Origin of the sequence: Marinobacter sp. (assembly GCF_033722735.1) — a bacterium.
Taxonomy (GTDB): Bacteria; Pseudomonadota; Gammaproteobacteria; order Pseudomonadales; family Oleiphilaceae; genus Marinobacter.
Genome location: NZ_JAWVYN010000031.1, coordinates 1 through 22,717, shown reverse-complemented (window position 1 = coordinate 22,717; position 22,717 = coordinate 1). Strand labels below are relative to the sequence as shown.

24 protein-coding genes and 1 pseudogene are annotated in these 22,717 nt (G+C 58.7%); 12 read left to right on the top strand and 13 right to left on the bottom strand.

Going from position 1 to position 22,717, the window contains the following annotated elements:
• The first annotated feature begins 1 nt into the window (after window position 1).
• Window positions 2–694 (top strand): protein-methionine-sulfoxide reductase heme-binding subunit MsrQ, encoded by a 693-nt coding sequence (locus R3175_RS16680; RefSeq protein ID WP_318945466.1) that lies wholly within the window; start codon window positions 2–4, stop codon window positions 692–694.
• A gap of 268 nt (window positions 695–962) precedes the next feature.
• Here the strand turns inward: R3175_RS16680 and R3175_RS16675 are convergent.
• A pseudogene (locus R3175_RS16675) lies at window positions 963–1,076 on the bottom strand (MarC family protein); the annotation flags it as partial.
• A gap of 57 nt (window positions 1,077–1,133) precedes the next feature.
• On the opposite strand from R3175_RS16675, the gene R3175_RS16670 reads away from it, so the two are divergent.
• Window positions 1,134–1,544 carry a DMT family transporter gene (locus R3175_RS16670; protein ID WP_318945464.1) on the top strand — a complete coding sequence of 137 codons (411 nt, stop codon included), beginning with the start codon at window positions 1,134–1,136 and terminating at the stop codon, window positions 1,542–1,544.
• Between the two features lie 163 nt (window positions 1,545–1,707).
• Here R3175_RS16670 and R3175_RS16665 read toward each other — a convergent pair whose 3' ends face one another.
• The 5 genes from R3175_RS16665 to R3175_RS16645 form a co-directional block, all read right to left on the bottom strand.
• Window positions 1,708–2,316: a YqgE/AlgH family protein gene (locus R3175_RS16665; protein ID WP_318945463.1), complete on the bottom strand. Its 609-nt coding sequence runs from the start codon at window positions 2,314–2,316 to the stop codon at window positions 1,708–1,710.
• A gap of 42 nt (window positions 2,317–2,358) precedes the next feature.
• The gene (locus R3175_RS16660) at window positions 2,359–2,907 is read right to left on the bottom strand and encodes a hypothetical protein (protein WP_318945462.1); all 549 of its coding nucleotides are present in this window, start codon (window positions 2,905–2,907) and stop codon (window positions 2,359–2,361) included.
• 1 nt (window position 2,908) lies between these two features.
• On the bottom strand, window positions 2,909–5,134 hold the full coding sequence (locus R3175_RS16655; RefSeq protein WP_318945461.1) for a hypothetical protein: 2,226 nt from the start codon (window positions 5,132–5,134) through the stop codon (window positions 2,909–2,911).
• 140 nt (window positions 5,135–5,274) lie between these two features.
• Complete coding sequence (locus tag R3175_RS16650; RefSeq protein ID WP_318945460.1) at window positions 5,275–5,907, bottom strand: MarC family protein; 633 nt, start codon at window positions 5,905–5,907, stop codon at window positions 5,275–5,277.
• A gap of 47 nt (window positions 5,908–5,954) precedes the next feature.
• Window positions 5,955–6,863 carry a DMT family transporter gene (locus R3175_RS16645; RefSeq protein ID WP_318945459.1) on the bottom strand — a complete coding sequence of 303 codons (909 nt, stop codon included), beginning with the start codon at window positions 6,861–6,863 and terminating at the stop codon, window positions 5,955–5,957.
• 109 nt (window positions 6,864–6,972) lie between these two features.
• Here R3175_RS16645 and R3175_RS16640 point away from each other — a divergent pair, with 109 nt between their 5' ends.
• A complete protein-coding gene (locus R3175_RS16640; protein WP_318945458.1) occupies window positions 6,973–7,887 on the top strand; it encodes an AraC family transcriptional regulator in 915 nt (304 codons plus the stop codon).
• Here R3175_RS16640 and R3175_RS16635 read toward each other — a convergent pair.
• Complete coding sequence (locus R3175_RS16635; protein WP_318945457.1) at window positions 7,875–8,429, bottom strand: gamma-glutamylcyclotransferase; 555 nt, start codon at window positions 8,427–8,429, stop codon at window positions 7,875–7,877. The genes R3175_RS16640 and R3175_RS16635 overlap by 13 nt on opposite strands.
• On the opposite strand from R3175_RS16635, the gene R3175_RS16630 reads away from it, so the two are divergent.
• Window positions 8,428–8,607, top strand: a complete 180-nt coding sequence (locus R3175_RS16630) for a hypothetical protein (RefSeq protein WP_318945456.1) — start codon at window positions 8,428–8,430, stop codon at window positions 8,605–8,607. The two genes, R3175_RS16635 and R3175_RS16630, sit on opposite strands and share 2 nt — an antisense overlap.
• A gap of 11 nt (window positions 8,608–8,618) precedes the next feature.
• On the opposite strand, the gene R3175_RS16625 is transcribed toward R3175_RS16630, so the two are convergent.
• Window positions 8,619–10,199, bottom strand: a complete 1,581-nt coding sequence (locus R3175_RS16625; RefSeq protein ID WP_318945455.1) for an NAD(P)/FAD-dependent oxidoreductase — start codon at window positions 10,197–10,199, stop codon at window positions 8,619–8,621.
• A 193-nt stretch (window positions 10,200–10,392) separates the two neighbouring features.
• Between R3175_RS16625 and R3175_RS16620 the strand changes: the two genes are divergently transcribed.
• A complete protein-coding gene (locus R3175_RS16620; RefSeq protein ID WP_318945454.1) occupies window positions 10,393–11,037 on the top strand; it encodes a TetR/AcrR family transcriptional regulator in 645 nt (214 codons plus the stop codon).
• A 16-nt stretch (window positions 11,038–11,053) separates the two neighbouring features.
• Here the strand turns inward: R3175_RS16620 and bamE are convergent, their stop codons facing one another.
• Both bamE and R3175_RS16610 read right to left on the bottom strand, forming a co-directional pair.
• Complete coding sequence (gene bamE / locus R3175_RS16615) at window positions 11,054–11,365, bottom strand: outer membrane protein assembly factor BamE (RefSeq protein WP_318945453.1); 312 nt, start codon at window positions 11,363–11,365, stop codon at window positions 11,054–11,056.
• A gap of 58 nt (window positions 11,366–11,423) precedes the next feature.
• The gene (locus tag R3175_RS16610) at window positions 11,424–11,711 is read right to left on the bottom strand and encodes a hypothetical protein (RefSeq protein WP_318945452.1); all 288 of its coding nucleotides are present in this window, start codon (window positions 11,709–11,711) and stop codon (window positions 11,424–11,426) included.
• A 168-nt stretch (window positions 11,712–11,879) separates the two neighbouring features.
• Between R3175_RS16610 and R3175_RS16605 the strand changes: the two genes are divergently transcribed.
• Window positions 11,880–12,431, top strand: a complete 552-nt coding sequence (locus R3175_RS16605) for a hypothetical protein (RefSeq protein ID WP_318945451.1) — start codon at window positions 11,880–11,882, stop codon at window positions 12,429–12,431.
• Window positions 12,432–12,559: 128 nt separating this feature from the next.
• Window positions 12,560–12,868, top strand: coding sequence for a hypothetical protein (locus R3175_RS16600; protein ID WP_318945450.1), 309 nt, complete (start codon window positions 12,560–12,562; stop codon window positions 12,866–12,868).
• A gap of 208 nt (window positions 12,869–13,076) precedes the next feature.
• On the opposite strand, the gene R3175_RS16595 is transcribed toward R3175_RS16600, so the two are convergent.
• The gene (locus R3175_RS16595) at window positions 13,077–14,189 is read right to left on the bottom strand and encodes an NADH:flavin oxidoreductase (protein WP_318945449.1); all 1,113 of its coding nucleotides are present in this window, start codon (window positions 14,187–14,189) and stop codon (window positions 13,077–13,079) included.
• 134 nt (window positions 14,190–14,323) lie between these two features.
• Between R3175_RS16595 and R3175_RS16590 the strand changes: the two genes are divergently transcribed.
• A complete protein-coding gene (locus tag R3175_RS16590) occupies window positions 14,324–14,797 on the top strand; it encodes a helix-turn-helix domain-containing protein (protein ID WP_318945448.1) in 474 nt (157 codons plus the stop codon).
• A 163-nt stretch (window positions 14,798–14,960) separates the two neighbouring features.
• The gene (locus tag R3175_RS16585) at window positions 14,961–15,680 is read left to right on the top strand and encodes an OmpW/AlkL family protein (protein ID WP_318945447.1); all 720 of its coding nucleotides are present in this window, start codon (window positions 14,961–14,963) and stop codon (window positions 15,678–15,680) included.
• A 19-nt stretch (window positions 15,681–15,699) separates the two neighbouring features.
• On the opposite strand, the gene R3175_RS16580 is transcribed toward R3175_RS16585, so the two are convergent.
• Window positions 15,700–17,007 carry a DEAD/DEAH box helicase gene (locus R3175_RS16580; protein WP_318945446.1) on the bottom strand — a complete coding sequence of 436 codons (1,308 nt, stop codon included), beginning with the start codon at window positions 17,005–17,007 and terminating at the stop codon, window positions 15,700–15,702.
• 1,170 nt (window positions 17,008–18,177) lie between these two features.
• On the opposite strand from R3175_RS16580, the gene vapC reads away from it, so the two are divergent.
• From vapC to R3175_RS16565, 3 genes are all read left to right on the top strand, one after another.
• Window positions 18,178–18,552 carry a tRNA(fMet)-specific endonuclease VapC gene (gene vapC / locus R3175_RS16575; protein WP_318945445.1) on the top strand — a complete coding sequence of 125 codons (375 nt, stop codon included), beginning with the start codon at window positions 18,178–18,180 and terminating at the stop codon, window positions 18,550–18,552.
• Window positions 18,553–18,887: 335 nt separating this feature from the next.
• Window positions 18,888–19,202, top strand: a complete 315-nt coding sequence (locus R3175_RS16570; RefSeq protein WP_318945444.1) for a DUF1778 domain-containing protein — start codon at window positions 18,888–18,890, stop codon at window positions 19,200–19,202.
• Window positions 19,203–19,233: 31 nt separating this feature from the next.
• Complete coding sequence (locus tag R3175_RS16565; RefSeq protein ID WP_318945443.1) at window positions 19,234–19,707, top strand: acetyltransferase; 474 nt, start codon at window positions 19,234–19,236, stop codon at window positions 19,705–19,707.
• A 957-nt stretch (window positions 19,708–20,664) separates the two neighbouring features.
• Here R3175_RS16565 and R3175_RS16560 read toward each other — a convergent pair.
• Entirely contained in the window at window positions 20,665–21,555 is an 891-nt protein-coding gene (locus R3175_RS16560; RefSeq protein WP_318945442.1) for an RHS repeat-associated core domain-containing protein, read from the bottom strand.
• Between the last annotated feature and the right edge of the window lie 1,162 nt (window positions 21,556–22,717).

Below are 22,717 nucleotides of genomic sequence, written 5' to 3'. Positions count from 1 at the left end.
CGTGCGAACACGACTCGATCTCCTCAATCGCCATAACGCCATGCTACGGATCCTGCTGTCCATCGGCGGACTGGGGCCAGCCGTCTACCTGATTCATGGGCTGAGCACCGGAAACCTGGGCTTCAATCCCTTCGGGACCCTGGTGTCCATCACCGGCCAGGCGGGCATATGGTTCCTGATCGCCACATTGGCCATCACGCCCCTGCGCCGCTGGTTGGTCAGCCTCTGCCGCTGGTGCCGGCTTCAACAGGGCCGGCGCGGTGCGGACTGGAACTTCCTGATCCGCATCCGGCGGATGCTGGGCCTGTATGGATTCTTCTACGTCACCCTGCACGCCGGCGTCTACTGCCAGCTTGAAATGGGATGGCGTGTCGATCTGCTTTGGCAGGATGCGACGGAAAAGCGCTACTTGTGGCTGGGATGGTTGGGATGGTTAATGCTCATTCCCCTGGCCGTTACCTCCCACATGGCGCTGCGCAGGCGCATGGGGAAAAATTGGCGGCGCCTGCACAGAGTGTTCTACATCATCGCGGTGGTCGCCGTCCTACACATCCTGGAAAGCGCGAAAGTGGGCGACCGGGACCCGGTATTATATGCCGCTGCGACCCTATTACTGCTTGGGCACCGGCTGACAGTGGCCGCCCTGTCCAAGCTGCGGCGCCCGGAAGATGAGGAACTGGAGATCCACCGATAGTTCCTTCCAGCTATCTGGCCATTCCAGCTTCCGGAACACCGGTCAGGCGTGTTCCTGAATGGGCTCCAGCACATCCAATGTCGATGGGCTCACAGGCGGTGGTTACGGGCTAAGGAGCCTCTGATTAACACCTGGATCCGGCTGACAAAGTCCACCGCGCTTTGGCGATGAACCGATGCCCGCGAGGAATGGGAAGACCGCGGGAGGTCTGTCACGTCAGTGAGACGGTAGCTCATCGCTTCTTTCCTTGAGATGAATCTGGCCGGCGTTAAACCAAGCCCGCTGTCTGGATAAAGCCTGCGATACCGGTCAACACGATCTCCGCCGCCATGGCGGAGAGGATCAGGCCACTGACCTTGGAGAGGATGTTCAGCCCGGTCTTGCCAAATAACCGGGGTCAGATACACATTTCATTGGCTGACTTCAATCAATCGTTAACGTGGATCTGACACCCAATCAGTTGTCCACCGTCCACAAGCTGTTCCTGACCTACCTGATGGTGCTCCCCGCCAGTTTCGCGCTGATGGTGGTGGAAGGGGCCGAATGGGATCCGGCCATCCTGATCAACGCCCTGGGTTCGGCGCTGTTTATCCTGGGCTACAACGTCACCGTGCTGCTGGCCTACCGCCAGGTGGACGCCAACCAGTCCACCAGCGCGGAATACACCGGGCTGATCTGGGCGGTGGCGTTTGGCTGGATCGGCTTCGGCGAGGTGCCGGACTGGTGGTTCGTCATCGGCAGCGGGATGATCGTGGTGCCATTGGTGCTGATCGGCCTGAAGCACCGCCACAGGGCGCGGGCGCAAAGCCATTACGTGGGCGACAGTGAGTATCACGGGGCTTCGGGCTAATCTTCTTACGCAAATTCCGCAGTTCACACATAGCCGGCGTGCCAGTATAAGTCATGAATAAGCGGCCTCCATCGGAAACACATCATCAATGACGCGCTCCTCTGGCAATGCTTTCCTCGTGCTAAAGCATCATCGTTCCTTGACGACATTCAAGCAGCTGGCCTTACCAGGCCGATTCGTTGCGTTTACCCCAATTCAGGAATCTGGACTTGGGCTTTCGGGGCTTTAGGTCGGTATACTTCATGAAAGCCAGCAAATCGGCGGCGCCCACGACGCTCGCATCAAAAGGAATGGACTCCAGCACATCCAGTGTCGACGGGAAATGGTGCCAGAGCGAGTGAGCCAACTCCTGCTCCAACTGGCCGGCTCCCCAGCCAAACGTTCCAACGCCACAACAAGGCATGTGCTTAAGCGCACAGTCATGGAAGGCATTCTGGTCAAAGCTTAAACGCAGGCTGTCATTACCCATGGTGCCCTGGTAACGCTTTGGATTGCGGCTTAGCAGCCAGGGCCGGTCAATAAACAAGGGACCTCCGGCGATCACTTTTCCCTCGGTAACCAACTGATCCGGTGAAAGGTGGGCCAGTAACGGCAGGTTCCCGGCCAGCTCTTCAAGCCGCTTACTGTAATTCTGGTTGAGGGACACGCCCACAGCACCTTTGTCAGAGTGCTCAACAATATAGACGGCCCTGCCGGCAATATTCTCAAACTTGGGATTATCCGAAACAGCCGGATTGGCGATCAGCAGGCTATCGGTTAGAAATCCAGTCATAAACAACCTCCATCCTTAGAGTGGTTTAAAATATCCTTCCAATTAGAACTCACCGTTTTCGTGGCGCTGGGCAATCTCCTTAAACAGATCAAACAATCCATCCTCAAACAGCCACGGGTCGCCCATTTTGAACATCTGGCAATACGGACCGTCGGGCGGAATGGTGCAATGTTCCAGGCGATTCAGGTTATCGAAGGAATAGCCTGGGATATGCTCACCTCCGTACCAAGCCCCCCGGGTTACGCCGAGGGTTTCGCCATCAACGGGCTCTTCGATGGTTTTGGCGCCTCGGGGCACCGCATTGGGGTGATCCGGCGGCAGGAAAAACCGCTCCACCGTATCCACAAACCAACGGACGCCAGCGATGGGGTATTCGTATTGTGAACTGGCATACTTCCCTGGTTTACCGTTTCGCCCTTCCAACCATTCTTTGTCTGAGATGATGAAATAGCCCTGCGTCACGAAAAAGTGCCAGATCTTTTGTGAGGTTCGACTCCTCACGCGATCAATACTTTCACCTACCTTTATGTACCCATCAGGTGGTGCTTCTGGATCAATGAATGGCCATGGAGTTAGTTTGGGATAACTCATTTCACGCTCCAAAATCTATCGGGGTTAAATCAATTAGTTCCACATAAGCCTCCGGCCCGCCCTGACCACCGTTGGTCATGGTACGGAAAGTCTGTGGGTTATTTTCTACCGTGAGCGTTTCCATCGCTCCATGAATTACGTTTCCTTCTCGTGAAAGGGTTGTATGTTTGGTCAGGCCATTGCCCAGGAAATGCTGGTTCGCGCCAGTATCATCCTGGATGTTAAGGCGCGTTTCGAATAACTGAATCTGCTCGGCATCCAAACCTTGTTCCGAGAGGTATTCCCTACGGGCTTTAATGCTATCCCACTCCGCATCCCCCATCCCCTCAACCACCTTTTCATAGGTCGCCTGATATTCCGGGGTCATCACTTCGCGGACCATTTCGGGGCTGCCAGACTTATTCGGCAGTTTCGTGTTGACGTAGTCCGTCAGGTTTTTAAATGTCGGGATGAGGGTTTCCGCATCCGCCATTTCAGCGGCTTTCACCCGGTCCACAATTGCCAGCTTGTATGTCGCCTTGGGGTTGTATTCAACGCCCAGTTGCTGGGCGATCAGGCGGGGGCAGGTGTCGGACGCTTCGATCTGGTCCAGGGTGGTGGACCAGAAGCGGACCTGGCCGGTTTGGCCGTCGGGGCGGCCCAGGGTGCCGTTCATGGAACCGGGCGGTTGCTGGTAACCATCTACGTGGTGTTCTTCCACCAGGCGAACGATAAAACGGTCGTTGTCCAGGCCTTCCCTGGCCAGGATGGCCAGTTCTTCCTGACTGTATTTGGGGGTGTAGCCGCCCCGGGCGATCAGGCGCCGGCGGGCGGCGAGCAGGGCCGCTTTGGCGCCCTCAAAGGTAGTGACGTTCAGCCGCCGGTTGCGGAAGTTCCGGGTCTCCACGTCCACCCCGTCTGGCCGGGGGCGGCAGGTGCTTTCGCACACGGTGCCGGTTTCGACGTTGTAGTGGTAGCGAGTCTGGTAACTGATTTTCAGTCGGGCGGCGAGGTTGCGCAGGGCTGTTGCCAACGGGGCCAGTTTACGGAGGTAGCGGGGCGCGGCCGAGACGGCACTGGCCCCAACCGACGCGCCCATCAGGATGGCCAGCACCACTTCAAGCACCACACCACCGGCAAAATAGCTGATTTCGGTGCTGTCCTGGGCCTGGGCGAAGTCCACGGCAAAACGACCGAGCATGGCCCGGGATTCGGGGTCGGCGCCGATCAGGCTGGCGACTTCGTAGGCTTCGGCCAGTTGTTCACGGGTGATGGCGTCCGGGTCGAAACCCAGGGCCTCCACCAGCGCCCGCTTGTTGGCCTTGTCGAACTGCTGCTTGAAGGAGTCCACCCAGGCCTGGTCCGAGCCGTCCCGGGTCGCGGTCCAGGCGGATTGGAGCGCCCGGTTGTAGTAGCCCAGGTGGGTGAAATTGAGAATGGTCAGGTTGTTGGAGATCAATCCAACCGCGCTGTCCCACAAGCCGATGAATCCATGGGCAATATGGACCCCCACATTGTGGGCCATGGGCAATTCGTCGGTGCTGGCTTGCCGGCGGGCGGCGTCTTCACGCTCCCGTTTCAGGATGCCATCCAACTGGCCCTGGAGCTGACGCCGCAGGATATCAAGCTCGCCAGCGGGGGCCGGTTGGCCGAACCGGACATTCACCACCGGGTCCTTGAGACCGGTGACCCGGGCCTCTCCCGCACCGTCCAGATGGCCTTGCTGGTAACTGTCCAGACCTTCCACCACATAGGGGGCCCCTGCCACGCCCGTACCATCGGGCCAGCGGTAGACCAGGTCCAGGGTTCGGGACCCCGGCTCCCTGATCGGGCTCGATGTTGCGGGAGGCGGCTGGTACGCAGGCTCAATGGCGGGTGCCAGGCTGTCACTCTGGACCGGTACCGACGCAGCGCCAGTTGCCGTCTTGCCGTCCCAATGATCGCTCAGCGCCCGGGCCAGGCGGGGTGGCAGGTTGCCGACCAGGGACTCTGCCTCGACACGGCGATGGCGGAAGATACCGGGACTGGCGCCGCTGGCGTCGAACAGGACACGCTCGCCGGTGGTCAGCTGTTCCAGCAGCTCGTCCCTGCGCTGGCGCGGATCCAGGTTCTCGATGGGCTCGCTGGCGGTGGTGTACGGGCTGAGTATCCGGCTGACAATGTCCACCGCGCTTTGGGGATGCACCAGTGTCAGCAAGGCATGGGAAGACCGTGGGAGGTCCGTCACGTCCGTGAGACGGTAGCTCATTGCTTCGTTTCCTTGAGATGAATCTGGCCGGCGTCCTTGCCGGTGAAAGCAACTGACGTTAGCGAATTCCCCCGAGCCTGACAACGCCGGGCCGACGACAATGGGACCGGGTTAAAGGGATTCCGGTCGCCAGCCCGGCATTAGGCCAAACCCGCGGTCTGGATAAACCCGCTGATCCCCGTCAGTACGATCTCTGCCGCCATGGCGGACAGGATCAGCCCGCTGACCTTGGACAGGATGTTGAGGCCGGTCTTGCCCAGCACCCGCTCCAGGTAGCCGGACAGGTACAGCAGCAGGACCAGGAACAGCAAACCGGTCACCAGCCCCAGTACGCCGCCGGCCACTTCCGGCACCGAGTTCAACTCCGCGCCGTAGACCAGGATGGCACCGATGGTCGCCGGGCCGATCATCACCGGAATCGCCAGGGGCACCACCGCGACATCGTCCCGGTCCTCCTGGGGCAGGCTGGTGGCATGGTTACGGGTACCGCTGCTCACCAGGCTGACGGCGGTGAGGAACAGCAGACAGCCGGCGCCGATGCGGAAGGAGTTGAGGGTGATGCCGATGGCCTCGAACAGCACCGGCCCGGCGAAGAACAGCACCAGGCCCAGGATCAGTGCCGACAGGCTGGCCCGGCGGATGATGGAATTCTTCTCCGCCGCCGACTGGCCCCGGGTGAGGGCCAGGAACATGGTCACCACGAAGAACGGCGCCAGCAGGAACACGAAGCGCACGGAACTGCTCAGGTAGGTGGTCAGGAATTCGGACAGCATGGCTCGGTTCGTCTCCGCAATCAAAAAGCCGGCATGCTACCCCGCCCTCAGGCTTCTGTCCGTACGGAACTGGACCTATACCCGCTGGCGGGCGTGCCTGGCTTGCGGAACAGCACGTAGTTGCCGAGGATCGCCAGGACGGCGCCCAGCACGGCGGTAGCCGTCCACTCGAAGCCCTCCAGCCAGGTGGAGAGGCTCAGGGCCACCACCGGGAACAGCACCGTGGCGTAACCGGCCTTGTCCGCCCCCAGGGTCTGGATCACCGTGATGTAGCAGTAGAACGCGATGATGGAGCCGGGAATGGCCAGGAACGCCGTCGCGCCCCAGAAGCTGGCCGAGGTGGGCAGAACCCAGTCCACGCCCTGGATCAGGCACCATATTCCCAGGATGAGCGCGCCATAGACCATGGCCCAGGCATTGGCCGCCAGCAACGGAATGCCGGCCTGGCGCACCTTGATGCTGATCAGGTTGCCCATCGAGAACCAGAAGGTGCCCGCGGCGGCGAACAGGATGCTGGCGGCGGTGGCATTGCCCAGCTGCAGGTCGTGCCAGAACAGCAGCGCCACCCCGGTGATCCCCAACGCCACCGCCGGGTAGAGCCGGGCGGAGGGCTTGGTGCGCAACCACAACCAGCCGTTGAGGGCGTTGAACAGCGCCGCCAGGGAGAACACCACCGCCAGCAGGCCGCTGGTCATGGCCTCGGCGGCGCGGTAGATCAGCAGGAAATTGATGCTGTACAGGGTGGCCCCCTGCAGTACCAGCCAGCCGTGCTGCTGCCGGTTCAGCTTCGGTAACCGTCTCACCAGCGCCAGCACTCCCAGGGCCACGGTGGCAGCCATCACGAAGCGGTAGAACACCGAGAGGTCCACCGGCGCGGCTTCCACCTGCAGGCGGATGGCGGTCCAGGTCAGGCCCCAGATCAGCACGGTCAGGCCATAATGAACGGACACAGGCATGGCAGCTTCTTCCTTGGATGAAATACACAGACTGCCAGGATAGAAGGACGGGATCGGCAAGACTTGTCAGATCCTGCGCAACCATGGATGATTCTTGCGGAGGCCCATTATGCACACCGACTCGCACTCGCCATCACAGCCAACCCCGGGCAGCCGCGACATCGTCGAGTCGCTGCAGGCCGCCGGCGTGGCGCCGCGACAGCTGCTGGAACTGGACAGTGGCCGGGCCCTGGCCCAGTGGCAGAACCGTCGGGGCGAGGTGCACTACGAACGGCCGCGGCACCATGCCCTGAGCATCTATACCCGGGCCGGCGACCAGGCCCGCCGTCTGGTCAACGGCCAGGTGGCCAGTACTGGATTTCCCGGGGCGGTGTGCCTGTTTCCCGCCGGCAGCCAGTCGCTCTGGCAGATCGGCGGACACTTCGAGTTCGCCCACCTCTATTTCAACGGCCTGGACCTGGCCCGTTGCGCCGAGCAGACCTGGGACTGCGAGCCAGACCAGGTACGGCTCGCCGAACTCTACCACGGCAACGATAAGGTGCTGGCCCAGGCCGGTCAGCTGCTCGCCCTGAGCGACTGGCAGGCCCCCGGTCAGGCGATGGCGATGGATCACCTGGCGCAGTGGCTGTTGCTGCAGGTGGTGAGTCGCTACTCCACGGTGCAGAAGGCGGCGCCGGAGGTCACCGGGCAGTTGTCCCAACGCTACCGGCGGCTGTTGCAGGAACGGATCGAGGCGGAACTGGAGCGGCCACTGACCCTGGCGGACATGGCCGGCTGGGTGAACCTGAGCCCCTACCACTTTGCCCGCCTGTTCCGGGCCACCTTCGGCTGCGCCCCCTACCAGTATGTGCAGGAGCGACGACTCACCCGGGCCCGGGATCAGTTGCGCCGGCCCGGCAGCAAGATCACCGCCATCGCCCTGGCCTGTGGGTTCAGTGACCCCAGCCAGTTCGCCCGGGCCTTCCGCAAACGGTTCGGGCTCACCCCCTCCGCCTACCGGTCGCAGGCCGCTCAGCGCAGGTAACGCTCGATCTCGAACACGTGGGGGTCCTCGTCCCCCAGCTCCCGCAGGGCCTCGGCCAGTTTGATCAGGTATTCGTCGTTGCGGCCGCTGGGGCCGTGGGAAGCGGCTATCTGGCGGGCAATCTCGGCCTCATGGGCGGGGCCCAGATAGGCGGCGTTATCCTCGGTGGCGATGTACACCAGCCCCTCGGCACCGGTGCCGTCATCAAAGGCGAGCTCGGTACTGAACCGCAGGTAGCCGTTCTTCTCCCGCACGTCCAGGTGGTCGAACACGTCCGGTGCGATGCGGTAGGCCATGCCCCGGCAGCGGGCATTGGCCTGTTCGATCAGGGTCACCACCCGCCCCGGCGCCTCGGGGGTGCCACGGTGGTCGTGGGAGCCCTGCCAGAACCGGCGGACCCAGCCGTGGATGTGGGCCGGTCGCCGCTCCAGGAACGGGAAATCGACCTTGTAGATCAGCGACCCGTAGCCAAACAGCCACACCGAGGGGACGCCGTCGAAACTGAACCGTCGACGGTTGTGTTCTGTGGTATCGAAGGACATGGAGTACCGCTTTTACCATCCGGAAGGCGCCATCGCGATCGGCAATGGCATGGATCACCCACCGATCATAGGCATTGGCGGGGCGGTTGCCAAGACAGCGGCGCTCGGCGGCAAGCGTAAAAAAGCCGGGGACAAGCCCCGGCAAAGTCGACACACGGGAGTGTGGTCATTGCTCTGAATTCCGAACCGTCAGGCGGGTACCGCCACCGCCTCGGTGACACTGGCCTCGGCCGGCTCACACAAGTAGTGCTCGGCGTCGAAGCGGCGGGTCTGCTGGCGGAACTTCCAGGTGAAGCCCGGCCACAGGGTGGTGTTCTTGCCATTCTCGTTGACGTACCAGCTCTGACAGCCAGTCTGCCACACCGATTCCCCCAGCTTGGCCTGCATGGAGGCGTTGTACTGGCTCTGGGTATCGGCCTTGACCTCAACGCTGGCCCAGCCCTTGCGGTCCATCTTCTTGATGGCATCCAGTGCGTACTGCACCTGGGACTCGATCATGTAGACCATGGAACTGTGGCCCAGGCCGGTGTTCGGCCCCATCAGCATGAACAGGTTGGGGAAGCCGGCCACGGCGGTGCCCTTGTAGGCCTCGGCGCCCTCTTTCCAGGCATCCAGCAGCTCCTGGCCGCCGCGTCCGTAGATCATGCCCTTGGGAATGGGGTCCTGGGCTTTGAAGCCGGTGCCGTAAATAATGCAGTCCACTTCCCGTTCCACGCCGTTGTTGTCGACGATGACGTTGCCGCGAACCTCACGGATGCCGTCGGTCAGCACATCGACATGATCCTGGTCCAGGGCCGGGTAGTAGTTGTTGGAGATCAGCACCCGCTTACAGCCGAAGTGGAAATCCGGGGTGACCTTCTTGCGCAGCTCCTTGTCCTTGATCTGGCTGCGGATATGGCGACGGGCCTGGAGCTCCCCCAGCTTGAGGATGCGCGGGTTGCCGACAAAGCCCAGCACCCGGGCCTCCAGGTACCAGTAGATGCTGTTGCGCAGGGCGTTCAGCGTCTGCGGCACCTTGCGGAACATCAGCCGTTCCACCGGGGTGATCTCCCGGTCCGGCTTGGGCATGATCCACGGCGGCGTGCGCTGGTACAGGTCCAGGTGGGCCGCTTCCTTGGCCACTTCCGGTACGAACTGGATGGCACTGGCACCGGTACCGATCACCGCCACCCGCTTGCCGGAAAAGTCGTAGTCGTGGTCCCAGTCCTGGGAGTGGAAGGCCTTGCCGGTGAAGGTCTCGATGCCCTTGATGTTCGGGTAGGACGGGGTACTCAGGCCACCCATGCCGGAGACCACCACCTGGGCCTCGAACCGTTCGAAGGCAGGCAGTGCCGAATCGCTGCGGTCCAGCTCGTCACCGGGCTTGAGCCCCTTCTCCTGTATGTACTGCCACAACGCCGGACTGTCACAGGTTTCCAGGGTCCAGCTCTGGCCGCGTTCGTCATAGTGGGCACCGGCCAGGTGGGTGTTCAGACGAATATGGTCGGTCAAACCGTACTTCTCGGCACAATGCTTGAGGTAGGCCTTGATCTCGGCCTGGGGAGCAAACATCCGGGACCAGTTGGGGTTCTGCTCGAACGAGAAAGAATACAGCGCCGACTGCACGTCGCAGGCGCAACCGGGGTAGTGATTCTCGTGCCAGGTGCCGCCGATGTCGTCGCTCTGCTCCAGGATCACAAAATCGTCATATCCGGCCTCTTTCAGCTTGATGCCCATGCCCAGCCCGGAAAAGCCGGTGCCGATGATGGCAATCTTGGTGCTGTTGTTCATAATCCAACCTCGTTGTCTGCGGTGCCCACCGTGATGGGGTGGGTTCGAGTCATTATTGTTTCCCGGCGGCGGTGCCGTCGGGGACTGGCTCATTCAGTCGGTATACAAATGTATACACCCACAAGTAGACGACTGTATACTTAAAATCATCGAACCACGGCCCGTTGGCCCCCAATGACAGGAAGGCGTCCCCATGAGCGTGATCACTGGCGGAAAACTCAAACTGGTGCAGGCGGCCCTCAAGCTGGCCACCGAGCGCAGCAACCTGACGTCATTGGGTCTGCGTGAGCTGGCGCGGGAGGCGGGGCTGAACCCCAACACCTTCTACCGCCACTTCAAGAACCTGGATGAATTGGGCCTGCAGGTGCTGGGCTACATCGCCGGTGAAATGAAGGCGGGGGTGCGGGAGTTGCGGATGGTGGCAGAGTCGTCGGAGCAGGCGGCCACGAACACGGTGGCCTTCGTCTACAACTACTTCCTGGAGAACAAGGCGGCCACCACGGTGGCGGTGCGGGAGTTGTACGGGCCCTCGCCAATCCTGCGCCGGGCGCTGGAACAGCAGCTCAATGCCAGCGCGCGGGAAATGGCGGAGGACATCCTGGACCGGGGTCTGATTCCCCGGGGCCTGAGCGAGCAGACCGTGCAGGAAATCTCCCACATGACCATCCGCTACATCCTGTTCCGGGCCATGGACTACATCGAGAAACCGGCGCAGCGGGAGGCCATCCAGCAGGAGACAGAGCGCTTCATCAACCGTCAGTTCCGGGGCGCCCTGCTGGATCACCTTTCCAACGACGAACTCGACGCCCTGACCTCAGGGCTGGCGGAAACCGACTGAGTCAGGGCGCGAAACGTTACTGGGTGGTGTTGTAGACGTAGGACTCCACCACACCGTTGGCGTCGAAGGTGATCACCAGGTCAGTGGTCTCGGCGTCGTTGAAGGCGGACCAGCGGTACTTGCCGTAGGTCCAGGTCCGCTTGCCGTCCTTCAGCCCGGTACGCCAGGGCTCCCCGAACATGCGCTGGACATCATCGCGGGTGGTTTCGCCCAACAGGATCTGGTCCACGTTGTGGGTGGCGAAATCCTGGCCGACGGTGGCACAGCCCACCAGCGTTGCCAGCAGGGCGGCCATCAGCACCGCTTTCAGTCGAGTGGTCACAGTCATGGAATACTCCTTCAGTGAGTGATCGCTCCTATGATACCGATGGCCAGCCTGGCGACGATTACGATGCGGCAACCTTTCGAAGCGGCTTCAGGCGGGCGCCGAAGAAGAACAACCCAAGCCCCAGCAGGATCAGGCCACTGCCCTGCAGCATCGCCACCGTCAAGGATTCCCCGTTCAACCAGAAGCGCAGGTACAGGGCGAATACTGGGGTGATCAGGTATTCGTCACTTTCAACAACTAACTCAGAGGAACCATTTCTGAATAGCGAGCGTGGGCCAATAGGAACACTGGCGAAATGGTGGGCATTCGGCCACCCAAACAGGAGCATGTAGCTCAAGCGCACCACAACAAGGACAAACGGTAAAAGGATGACAGTATGCGTACGATATATGGATTCTTCCTAGCTGCATTCTGCTTCGCAGCCTCTCCAACCGCCCACGCGTTCACCAATTAGTTGGGACCCGATGCGATACTGGTTCCCTATGTTGAAGTACCTTTCGTAACGTCAACGCTGGTGAAGAACACCGGGGAACGCCTGCCAGATGGATCCTGCCGGTATCCTACTCATATAGAATTAGCGCCTGGCACGCTTCAGGACAATGAGGTTTTTGTCAGAGTCCGAAGGGCGTTTGACCCGGTCGAGTGTGAAGAAATTCTCGAGCAGGGCATCGCTCTCAAACCGCTTCCTGAAGCGGCACAATCGACCTCTAAAAACCTGGTACAGCACAGAATAGCAATCATCGGTCATGGAGTACGTGAGGGTGCGGTTTCGCCCACTGCTGCAACCACCACCGCATTGGCCCAGGAGGATCTTTTCAAGCAGCTGGGCGACGATGCCTATTGGCTTCCTCAAGTAGAGGTAAATTTTAAATCGAGTGAATTCAAAGTCATCCAAGGCGAGAAAGTCGGGAAGGACGGGTGCAGATATCCCTCAGAACTCAGGATAGATTACGCAAACCCCCTTCAAGAAGGCGAGAAATTGGTAAAGGTTACGAGAGCCCGTAACCAGACTGAATGCATTGTACTCGTAGAAATCGGCATTGTGGAAGGAGACCTACATAAATAGATCCCATCTTTGTCGAGCCTGTCATCAAATCATGGCGGGCTCGATCTCCTTAAATGCGATTCGCTGCGCTCGCCGCAGTCTACGACGCTTGGTTAGGCTTGAAATCTTCGAATAAGGCAAAGTTTCTTATGCGACTCACTTTTCTTGCTTTGTTCTTCGCAACCACCGCCGTATTTGCCCAGGAGGACTTCTCCAACCAGCTGGGTGATGATGTCTACTGGGTTCCTCAAGTGGAGATAAACTTTAAATCGAGTGAGTTCAAGGTCATCCAAGGCGAGAAAGTCGGGGACGATGGATGCAGATATCCACAAAATCTCAGGATAGATGGCTCAAATCCCCTGAAAGAAGGCGAGAAGTTGGTGAAGGTCAGGAGAGCCTTCAATCCGACGGAGTGCATTGAACTCGTAGAAATTGGCATTGTAGAAGGGGACCTGTAGAGCTGGCTCAAAGACCGTTCCTGTCCACTGACGCTGGCTCATTCGTAGGATGTGGAGAGGCGCAGCCGAACCGCATCATTCGCGCCGGCTTTCGGTATGGAGCAGATGCGATTCGCTCCGCTCATCACATCCTACGGAACCAAAAAACCCCGCACAGGGCGGGGCAAACGGGATCGTCACTACCAGGTTTGATCGATTCGAGTCGGCGTCAGTACAGCTTCGCCAGGGACTTTTTGGCGAACGCCTCCACATCGTCCAGCCGGCCTTCCTTCACCTTCACCAGCCAGTCCGGGTCCTGCAGCAGGGCGCGGCCGACGGCGATCAGTTCGAACTCGTGGTTGTTCATCCGTTCCACCAGCTCATCGATGCCGGACTGCTCCACCGCGTCCTTCTTGCTGGCGAAGGTGCCGCTGATAAAGTCCTCGGTCAGGCCCACGCTGCCCACGGACATGGTGGGCTTGCCGGTGAGCTTCTGGGTCCAGCCCGCCAGGTTGAGGTTGGAGCCTTCGAATTCCGGCTCCCAGAACCGACGGGTGGAGGCGTGGAAGATATCGACGCCGGCGTCCACCAGCGGCGTCAGGAAGGCTTCCAGCTGCTCCGGAGTGTCCACCAGGCGCGCCTCGTAGTCCTGCTGCTTCCACTGGGAGAAGCGCAGCATGATGGGGTAGTCCGGCCCCACCCGGTGGCGCACCGCCTCGATCAGCTCGATCACGAAGCGCTGACGGTTGGCCATGGAGCCGCCGTATTCGTCATCCCGCTGGTTGGTGCCTTCCCAGAAGAACTGGTCGAGCAAATAGCCGTGGGCGCCGTGGATCTCCACGCCGTCGAAGCCGATGGCCTTGGCGTCCTGGGCGGCGTCGGCGAAGGCGGTGATCACGTCGTCGATGTCGCCCTTGCTCATGGCCGTGCCGTTGGGCTTGCCAGGGGCGAACAGGCCGGACGGACTGTAGCCCGGCACGCTGGGGTCTGGCTCAACGCCTTCCTTGCGCACCGCACCCACATGCCACAGCTGGGGGAAGATCTTGCCACCGGCGGCGTGCACCGCGTCCACCACCTGCTTCCAGCCCGCCAGGGCCTCGGTGCCGTGAAACGCCGGTACATTGGGGTAGCCATTGGCGGCCGCGTGATTGACGGTGGTGCCCTCGGTGATCAGCAGCCCCACCCCGCCCTCGGCACGGCGACGGTAATAGTCCACCACGTTCTGTCCGGGCACGCCGCCGGGTGAGAAGTTACGGGTCATCGGCGCCATGGCCACCCGGTTTGCCAGTGTCAGGTTGTTCATCTCAAACGGCTCAAACATCGGCCCCAGATTCATGGTCATGATCGGTCTCTCCCACGGTTAGCGGTTAGGGATGGCTGGGGATGGGTATCGAACCAGGGCCCCAATTCGGTTTCATTATGCAACCCTATTTAATCTGGTTTTAGTTTGCAACCCTTTTAGGTAGACTGACGGGCATGGCAAGAAAACGTTTCGATGATTCCAGCTGTTCGGTGGCCCGGGCCCTCAATGAAGTGGGGGACTGGTGGTCGCTGCTGATCGTGCTGCAGGCCATGTACGGCACCCGCCGTTACGTGGACTTCCAGCAGGAACTGGGCATTGCCAAGAACATCCTCTGCGACCGCCTGGCCCGCCTGGTGGACAACGAGGTGCTGACCAAGGTGAACGTCGGCGAACACGGCTGCCGTTACGAGTACCGGCTGACCGACAAGGGCCGGGACCTGTTCCCGGTGGTCATCGCCCTGCGCCAGTGGGGCGACAAGTGGAACCCCGCACCGGATCGCCCGCCCCTCGACCTGCGCGACCGCGCCACCGGCCGCCCCATCGGCCCGATGAACGTGAGCGATGCCGACGGCAAGCCGCTGACCGTGCGGGATGTCTTTCTGCCGGTTAGCGACGAGGACCAGGCCGACGAGCGCAACTCCGGCTGACGGTGATCCCGGGCCAGTACTGAGCCTCCACAGCGTTTGAGCCAGATCAACGACCGGGCCTCCCAACCCCGTCAGGCACGGCCGTCTTGCGCCAGATCAACTTCTCCTTTCCCGACATCCGTAAGCTCCTGAACACCAACTGTTTGTCATTAAGGAGTTTGCCATGTCCCCATTGATGAAAACCGGATTGCTGGCCGCCTGCGTGCTCGGCTCCAGCGTTGCCCTGGCCCACGAACCCGGCGACATCATCCTCCGTGCCGGCGCGGCACTGGTGGACCCCCAGGATTCCAGCGACAGTGTCACCCTGGGCGGCGTCGGTGTCGGTGACGGCAACTGGGAAGTGAGCGTGGCGTCCAACACCCAATTGGGCATCACCGCCAGCTACATGCTGACGGACCACTTTGCCGTTGGCATTCTGGGCGCGACGCCGTTCAAACATGATATCGAAGCCGATGGCTCCATTGCCGGGGCCGGCAAGCTGGGGGAGACCAAGCACCTGCCCCCCACCCTGTCCCTGCAGTACTTTCCGCTGGACAGCAGCCAGCCGTACCAGCCCTACGCGGGAATCGGGCTGAACTACACCAACTTCTTCGAGGAGAAAACCACCGACACCCTGACCGGGGCCGTGGATGCCGCCCTGGGCGGTGGAGTGATCGATGACACCGAGCTGGAACTGGACGACAGCTTCGGTCTGGCCCTGGAGCTGGGCCTGGATGTGCGGCTGACGGATCGACTGGGCCTGAACGCCGCCCTGTGGTGGGTGGACATCGACACCACCGCGGAGATCCACGCCATCCAGGATGGCAACCGGATCGGCACCGCGGAGGTGGACGTCGACATCGACCCGATGGTGTACATGGTGGGCCTCAGCTACCGCTTCTGAGGCCACACCCGGTCACCGGTCAGGCCGTACGCTGGCCGGTGTTCCGGTTGCCGGACGACCGAGACCGGCGCCGGCCGGGATTGCCACCGTTACCGTTATGACCACCGCCACTGCGGGCCGAGCGGCCACCGCCGTTGCCCCGCCCCTGGCGGGCACGGCTGGGGTCCGGCTTGCCCTTGGGCTTCAGTGGCAGGTTGTTCATCGGCTCGAAGCCTTCCACCGTCTTGCGCGGAATGTCCTTCTTGATCAGCCGCTCGATCCCCGCCAGCAACTTGCCCTCGTCGGCACTGACCAACGACAGCGCATGGCCACTCTCACCGGCCCGGCCGGTACGGCCGATGCGGTGGACGTAGTCCTCCGGCACGTTGGGCAGCTCGAAGTTCACCACCTGGGGCAACTGCTTGATGTCCAGCCCCCGGGCCGCGATGTCGGTGGCCACCAGCACCCGAATCTCACCCTGCTTGAAGTTGCTCAGCGCCCGGGTACGGGCTCCCTGGGACTTGTTGCCGTGGATGGCGGCGGCGGTGATGCCGTCTCGCTCCAGCTTCTGGCTCAACCGGTTGGCGCCGTGCTTGGTGCGGGTGAACACCAGCACCTGCTGCCAGTCGTGCTGGTGCACCAGCTTGCTCAGCAGCGCGGACTTCTGTTTCTGGTCCACCGGGTAGACGGTCTGCTTGATGGTCTTGGCGGTGGTGTTGCGGGCCGCCACTTCCACCTGCACCGGCTCATCCAGCAGGCCCTGGGCCAGCTTGCGGATCTCGCCGGAGAAGGTGGCGGAGAACAGCAGGTTCTGGCGCTGCTTGGGCAGCAACGCGAGGATCTTGCGGATGTCGCGGATAAACCCCATATCCAGCATGCGGTCGGCCTCATCCAGCACCAGGATATCCAGCGCCTCGAAACTCACCGCCTTCTGCTGGTACAGGTCCAACAGCCGGCCCGGAGTGGCCACCAGCACATCGACGCCCTTCTGCAGCTTGCGCATCTGTGGATTGATCTTGACGCCGCCGAACACCACGGCGGAGGAGGTGGACTGGTACTTGCTGTACAGGGCAACGCTGTCGCCCACCTGGGCCGCCAGTTCCCGGGTTGGGGTCAGGATCAGGGCTCGCACGCCGCGGCCACGGCGGGGCATTTCCGCCAGGCGCTGCAGCAGCGGCAGGGTAAAGCCGGCGGTCTTGCCGGTGCCGGTCTGGGCGGCGGCCATCACGTCCTTGCCGGACAACACCGCGGGAATGGCCTGGGACTGGATCGGAGACGGGGTGTCGTACCCCTGATCGGCGGTCGCACGGACCAACGACTCGGACAAACCGAGGGAAGCAAAACTCATATAGGATCAACTCAGTAAAGACTCCCGAACGGTGCGGGAGCGGCCACGCGCTGGGCATGGCAAACAAAGACGACTACGGCCACGCGCCTGGTATTCAGGGGCCGTCCTCAGACAGGTCGTAACGAATGGGTGGGCAAACCGGCTTGGGGCCGTGAACTGCACCGTCCTTCGAGGCAGGATGGCAGGCACCTTAACAGAGCCATCGGGCAATAGCCAGAACTGTCGGTGCGTGGCAGTGCCGACTCCGCGGCCAAAAGCCCAATGGGACACACCCGAAGCGCCCTTAGCAGCTATATTGAACAGACTAGGTGGTCGATATACTGACCGAATGCCTAAATTGGGGTCAGAGTCAGTTGTAAATTGGGGTCTGTAAATTGGGGTCAGAGTCAGTTGGGGTCCGTCGTTTTGGGTGCGCAGGAAGGCAGCCATGATCAAAACAAGTCAAATCTGTTTTGGAATCGATTTCTAGGGTCCAAGGAGTAACTATGTTATCTGGCCCCTCATCAGATAAGGCTCGGCACAAGAGGGTCTATATCACGTTGACAATGTGTATACCGTTAGTGTTGATGGGATGGCCAGTTGTGCTCAATGACCGAACGTATATGATTGCGTGGTTAGGATTCTTCGGATATTTGATTTTCTTTGTAATTTCAGTTCCTTCGGTGTTTTTATTACAAGAAAACAGGCTCAAGTATTACATCGCGCTTTCTCCATTCATATACTTGATAGTCCAGCCGTTTGGCAGGCCGCTTTACCTTTTGCTAAACGGGCACTTAGAGCTTGCCAAAGACTCACTTACCCCCTTTTATGGTTACACATTAGTTTATGGCATTATTTATCTAGTGCCAGGTTATCTATTGATTGCTATCTCTTGGCTTCTATGGCGGTGGGTTACTGGCAAGTCAGGATCACCCGACTGATAAGCTGGTGTTTAAGTTGTTGTTCAGAGTAACATTTTTGGAAATAACCGGGGTCAGAAATAACCGGGGTCAGATACACATTTCTCCGGAAGACCAACGGGTCACAACCAAGGGGTCGAGCACAACCAAGGGGTCGAGCACAACCAAGGGGTCAGCAACCAAGGGGTCAGATCGATTTTAAATTGATCAATTCGTCCCGCCTTCCGTCCAAGGCGATCGATTGAGCTGCTAAATTCAAAGGTAGACCCCTTTGTGGACCTATACCAACAAGAACCGTCCTGAGGAGGTTCGAGAGGCCTTCAAGGCACACGATGGCCAGATGTGCATTTCAGCGGTCACCTTGATGGAGCTTATCTACGGTACGGAAGCTTCTGCGGCGGTCGACCGCAACCTGCGGGACATAGAGGGTTTTGCTACTCGCCTGGAAGTTTTGCCATACAACAACGAAGCGGCAGCGCACACCGGGCAACTACGGGCCGAACTACGAGCAATCGGCCGGCCGATTGGCCCCTACGATCAAATGATCGCCGGGCATGCCCATTCACAGGGTTTGGTTGTTGTTACCAACAACACGAAACCGTTTGAAAACCTGCCCGGCCTATGCTTGGCGAACTGGGCGAATTGATTGGAATCCTGAGATTCAAAAATAACCGGGCAATAACCGCAGTCAGACACACATTGCTCCGGAAGACCAACCGGACAAAACCGTTGTTGTCGAGCCAAACTTCCTACTTGATAGATGGCTGCTAATGGGTGACCCCGATTATTACGATACCGTGTTTCGATGCCCTGAGTATTGCCCCTCGCAATCTGCAGCTTGACGTTGTGCAAAATATGCTCAACAATTGTAATGTACGGAAGATCTCCGTACATTAACGCAATAACTGGAAAAGTAACTACTATCCATAAACAACCAACGGTGGAGGGCGGGTTCCTGTATCGGAGCCTTGCGGGAGAGCTATGAACAAACAAAGCGCGCGGTTGGATCTTCGAATTGATCCGGCCATTAAAGAATTAGCGGCGCGCGCCTCGGCCCTTAGCGGGAGTCACAGTCTTTCGGAGTTTGTTATCCAGGCAATCCGGGAGAAGTCGGCTCGCGTGATCGAGGAGGCCGAAGTTATTCGACTTAACCGTCAGTCGTTTGATGCCTTTGTGGCTGCCCTGGATGCCGCACCGGTACCGAACGAGGCGCTGTTGAGTGCGAAGCGTCGCCGTTTACAAAGGATTGAGCAGGGTGAGCTTAGCGTTAGAACTACTGCAAAAACCACCACATGATCGAAAGGCATTTGATTGTGGCCTCGCGCGAGTGAACGATTTCCTGCGACGCGAGGCTCGCAACCAGATGGAAAAGAATATAAATCGAACCTGGGTGCTGGTTGATGAAGAGGCGCGGAAAGAGCCCCCAGCGCACATTCTTGGGTTCTTCACTCTGACGAATGCCACAGTAGTTCGGGATGAGCTACCCATCCAGCAGGCTCGCAGCCAGTATCCGGCTTATCCTATCCCAGTAATCAAGCTGGCATGGCTGGGCGTTGATAAGACGCACCAGGGGACAGAGTACCGGGTTGGCGAGACTCTGCTGCTGGAGGCACTGGAGCAGGCTTACCGGATCGTGCAGTACAGCGGCATGGGTGTCGCGGTGGTCACTGATCCACTAACCCCGGAAAGCGACAGATTCTTTCGGCGATATGGGTTCTTGGAGATGGCCCGGGCCTTTGGAGACCTGCAAACGTTGTTTATGCCCATGAAGACGATCGGGCAGGTGTTCGCGCCGATCTAACAGATCCACATTTCTTGCCTATGATGTCCATAGCCGAGGGTGTTCAAGAGAATTCTGTGTCAACCAACCAGCCTCAGAGGCTGATGTGATGCTCTAGTGTCCCGTCTGGTTAATTCGTTGATCTACTGAGCCCCTGAATGCCTTGAGAGCAAGGCGCGGTGGCGAAGGTTTGGTGGTTCCAAATCGAGTCGCCGCAACACCGCTCTCAAGGCGTTCAGGAGCTCCCGGAGGGCGCGGCGCTGGTGACTCTAGACCTGTGTTGCCAGCCCTTGGTGTGGAACCACCACACCGGCGGACTGACGCCTTGGCCAGAGTCACCAGCGTCACGCAGTAGGTCAACGAATTAACCAGACGGGACACTAGGCGCCCGGGTAAGTGGATAGCCATCTGAATTCATGGCGGACTCAGTCAGTCGTTAATGTGGATCTGACCCCAAATATTGAATGTGTGACCCAGGTTAATGGTGCTCTGACCCCAATCATTAAGAATTCAACACCCAAACCATCTCCAGCCTATACGTTGAGTAACTTGCCGAAACGATCAGGATGATTAATACAGGTGCTATGAACTTCCTAAAACCTGACTCCCAAAAAACGTAACAACACAAAGACAGGACAAATAAAGCGGAAACGAAGTTGTAACTTATCGGATTCACTATCAAACCTAAATTAAAAGCCAGCCATGATGTGAAATTAATCAGCGTCTGCTCTAACAAAAAAGCCGATATAACAAAACACGTTACGTCCGCAACAGGATTCCTCTTCAAGACTGGATGTAATGTCAAAATAATTACGAGCGTAAAGTAAAGCAATAACTCTTACCAATGCGAAAAAGTTATAAACGCATCAGATAAAAGCAGTGTTATAAAGTGAGCGCCCCCACCATACAAAAATGACCCAATCAGGAAAAATATTAAAACAACCAGGAACAACGCCCATCGCCTCATAAAATCAAGCATTATTCAGTCCCTAGATGTCTTTCGACTTCAGTTGTGAAATCACCGTACCAGAAATTATCCCACGGGCTTTCAGTATCATGTGTAAAGGGGTCAAATTTTAATGCAGAATAGCCATCCCCCCCAGATTGTCCCCGACAATACTCTCCGACGCCTGGTGCATCGAAGGTGGCAGACTCTCCGGTGTCATCTCTGGTACAGGTCACCCGGCACCATTTTCGGTCCGTACTATCATAGGTCTCACCCGTATCCGGTGCCACTGAAGGCCCTGACGCTTCACAAGTCACGCAGTAGAGGCCGGTAATATCGATTAAGTTTAACGGATCTGAAAAAACGTACCCGTATACGTTTGTATCTCCAGCCTCAAAAAGAATCGGATCCTTACTCGTCCAACGCCCCGTCTCAGGATCATAGTCCCGCGCACCGAAGCGTACCAAGTCACTGTGCTGGTCATACAAACCACCGGCAAAACCAAACGGCTGGAATCCTGGATTGGTATCGTCGGTGACATTGCCAAAGGTATCGTAATCCATACGCTGCACCACCGTACCATCAGCCGTGTTGACCACCAGACGCGGACTACCAAGATGGTCCGACAGAATGCGGTACGTCACCCCACCTTTGATCATGTACGAAGGCACATTGGGCTTGTCCCCGTAGACAAACCGAGCCACCACATTCCCGGAGCCATCCAGTTCCGCGATCGGGTTGAGCTGGTCCTGGTACAGGAAGCCCTGGACCAGCACGCCGTCTACCTTCTTGCCGATGCGGCGGTTGCGGCCGTCGATCAGGTAGTCGATGGTGACACCGCCTGGAAGCTGCACCTGGCGAAGGTTGCCCAGCACGTCGTAGTCGTACTGGGTGGTCGCGCCACTTTCGGATTTTGAGGTCAACTCGCCGTTCAGGGTGTAGCTGTAGCTCGCCGCTCCGTAGGTGGTCAGGCGGTCCTGGGCGTCGTAGGTGCCATTGGTACCGTTGTGGCTGAGCCGGTTGCCGTTGGCGTCGTAGGTGTAGCTGTCGGTGATGGCCCCATTCTCCCGAACCGTCTCCAGACGCCCGGCGGCATCGTACTCATAGCCGTAGGTGGTGGTGACCCCGTCGAGGGTTTCGGTTTCAAATATTGTGGATCTGACCCCAAATATTGGGAATCTGTCTCCGAACTAAACTACCAAGTGAGCGGATGTTCCACTCTCATAAAATACGGGGTCAGGGTCAGGAGCTGGTTTCTGATAGGAGCAGTTGGATTAAAGACTGGGGGCAGGTCACTTCATCCAGTCACTTCGCCAAATGCTTTAAGTGCTTTTCCGAGTTTTCGCCGGTCACTTCGTTTTACATCTTAGGGGCAGACCAAAATTATCGTATCCACTAATCAGTTAATTTCAAAGGCAGACTCAATTCCTCCACTTCACCAAAATCACTCAATGAAAGTAGCATTTAACCAGCCGGCGTTTATTAGGTTCCAAACCCCAATCGCCGCAACAAAAAAACTTGTTGATGCGAATGACTTTAGGAAAGAAATCGTAGAAATTTCACCCTTAAAAACAACATTAACCAAAATAATATCATCAATAATGATACAACCAAACATCCCGCCCCCAAAACCCCAACAATGGTATCTCGAGATACATCAAAGTAATTAATGAAATAGATGATTAGCAATAACAAAGCCAAACAACCCACTCCAATTGCTAATCCCTTCAATAGAACTTTTGCCATTTTTCATTGCCTGAATTCAGGCTTCCTCGTTTGAATTAGTATTTATGGATTACCACCAGGCAGGAAATCTTATTTACGGATCTACAAAATCAGTGGTTTTTATAATCACCAACGCACATTTTTATTGTATATCTTTAGGTCTAAGTCGTGGACCCTATTTGGATTCCAATGATAAATCGTAGTATACCGCCACCATTTATCCTGAATTCAAACAATAAGTGCAGCACCGCTCGTTTGTAGTGCTCCGGAATATTCACCCCAGAACACCTCTGCCGGTGTCCGATACCCCAGTCGTTTCCTGGGGCGATTATTGAGCTCATCGACGACTCGATTCAGTGC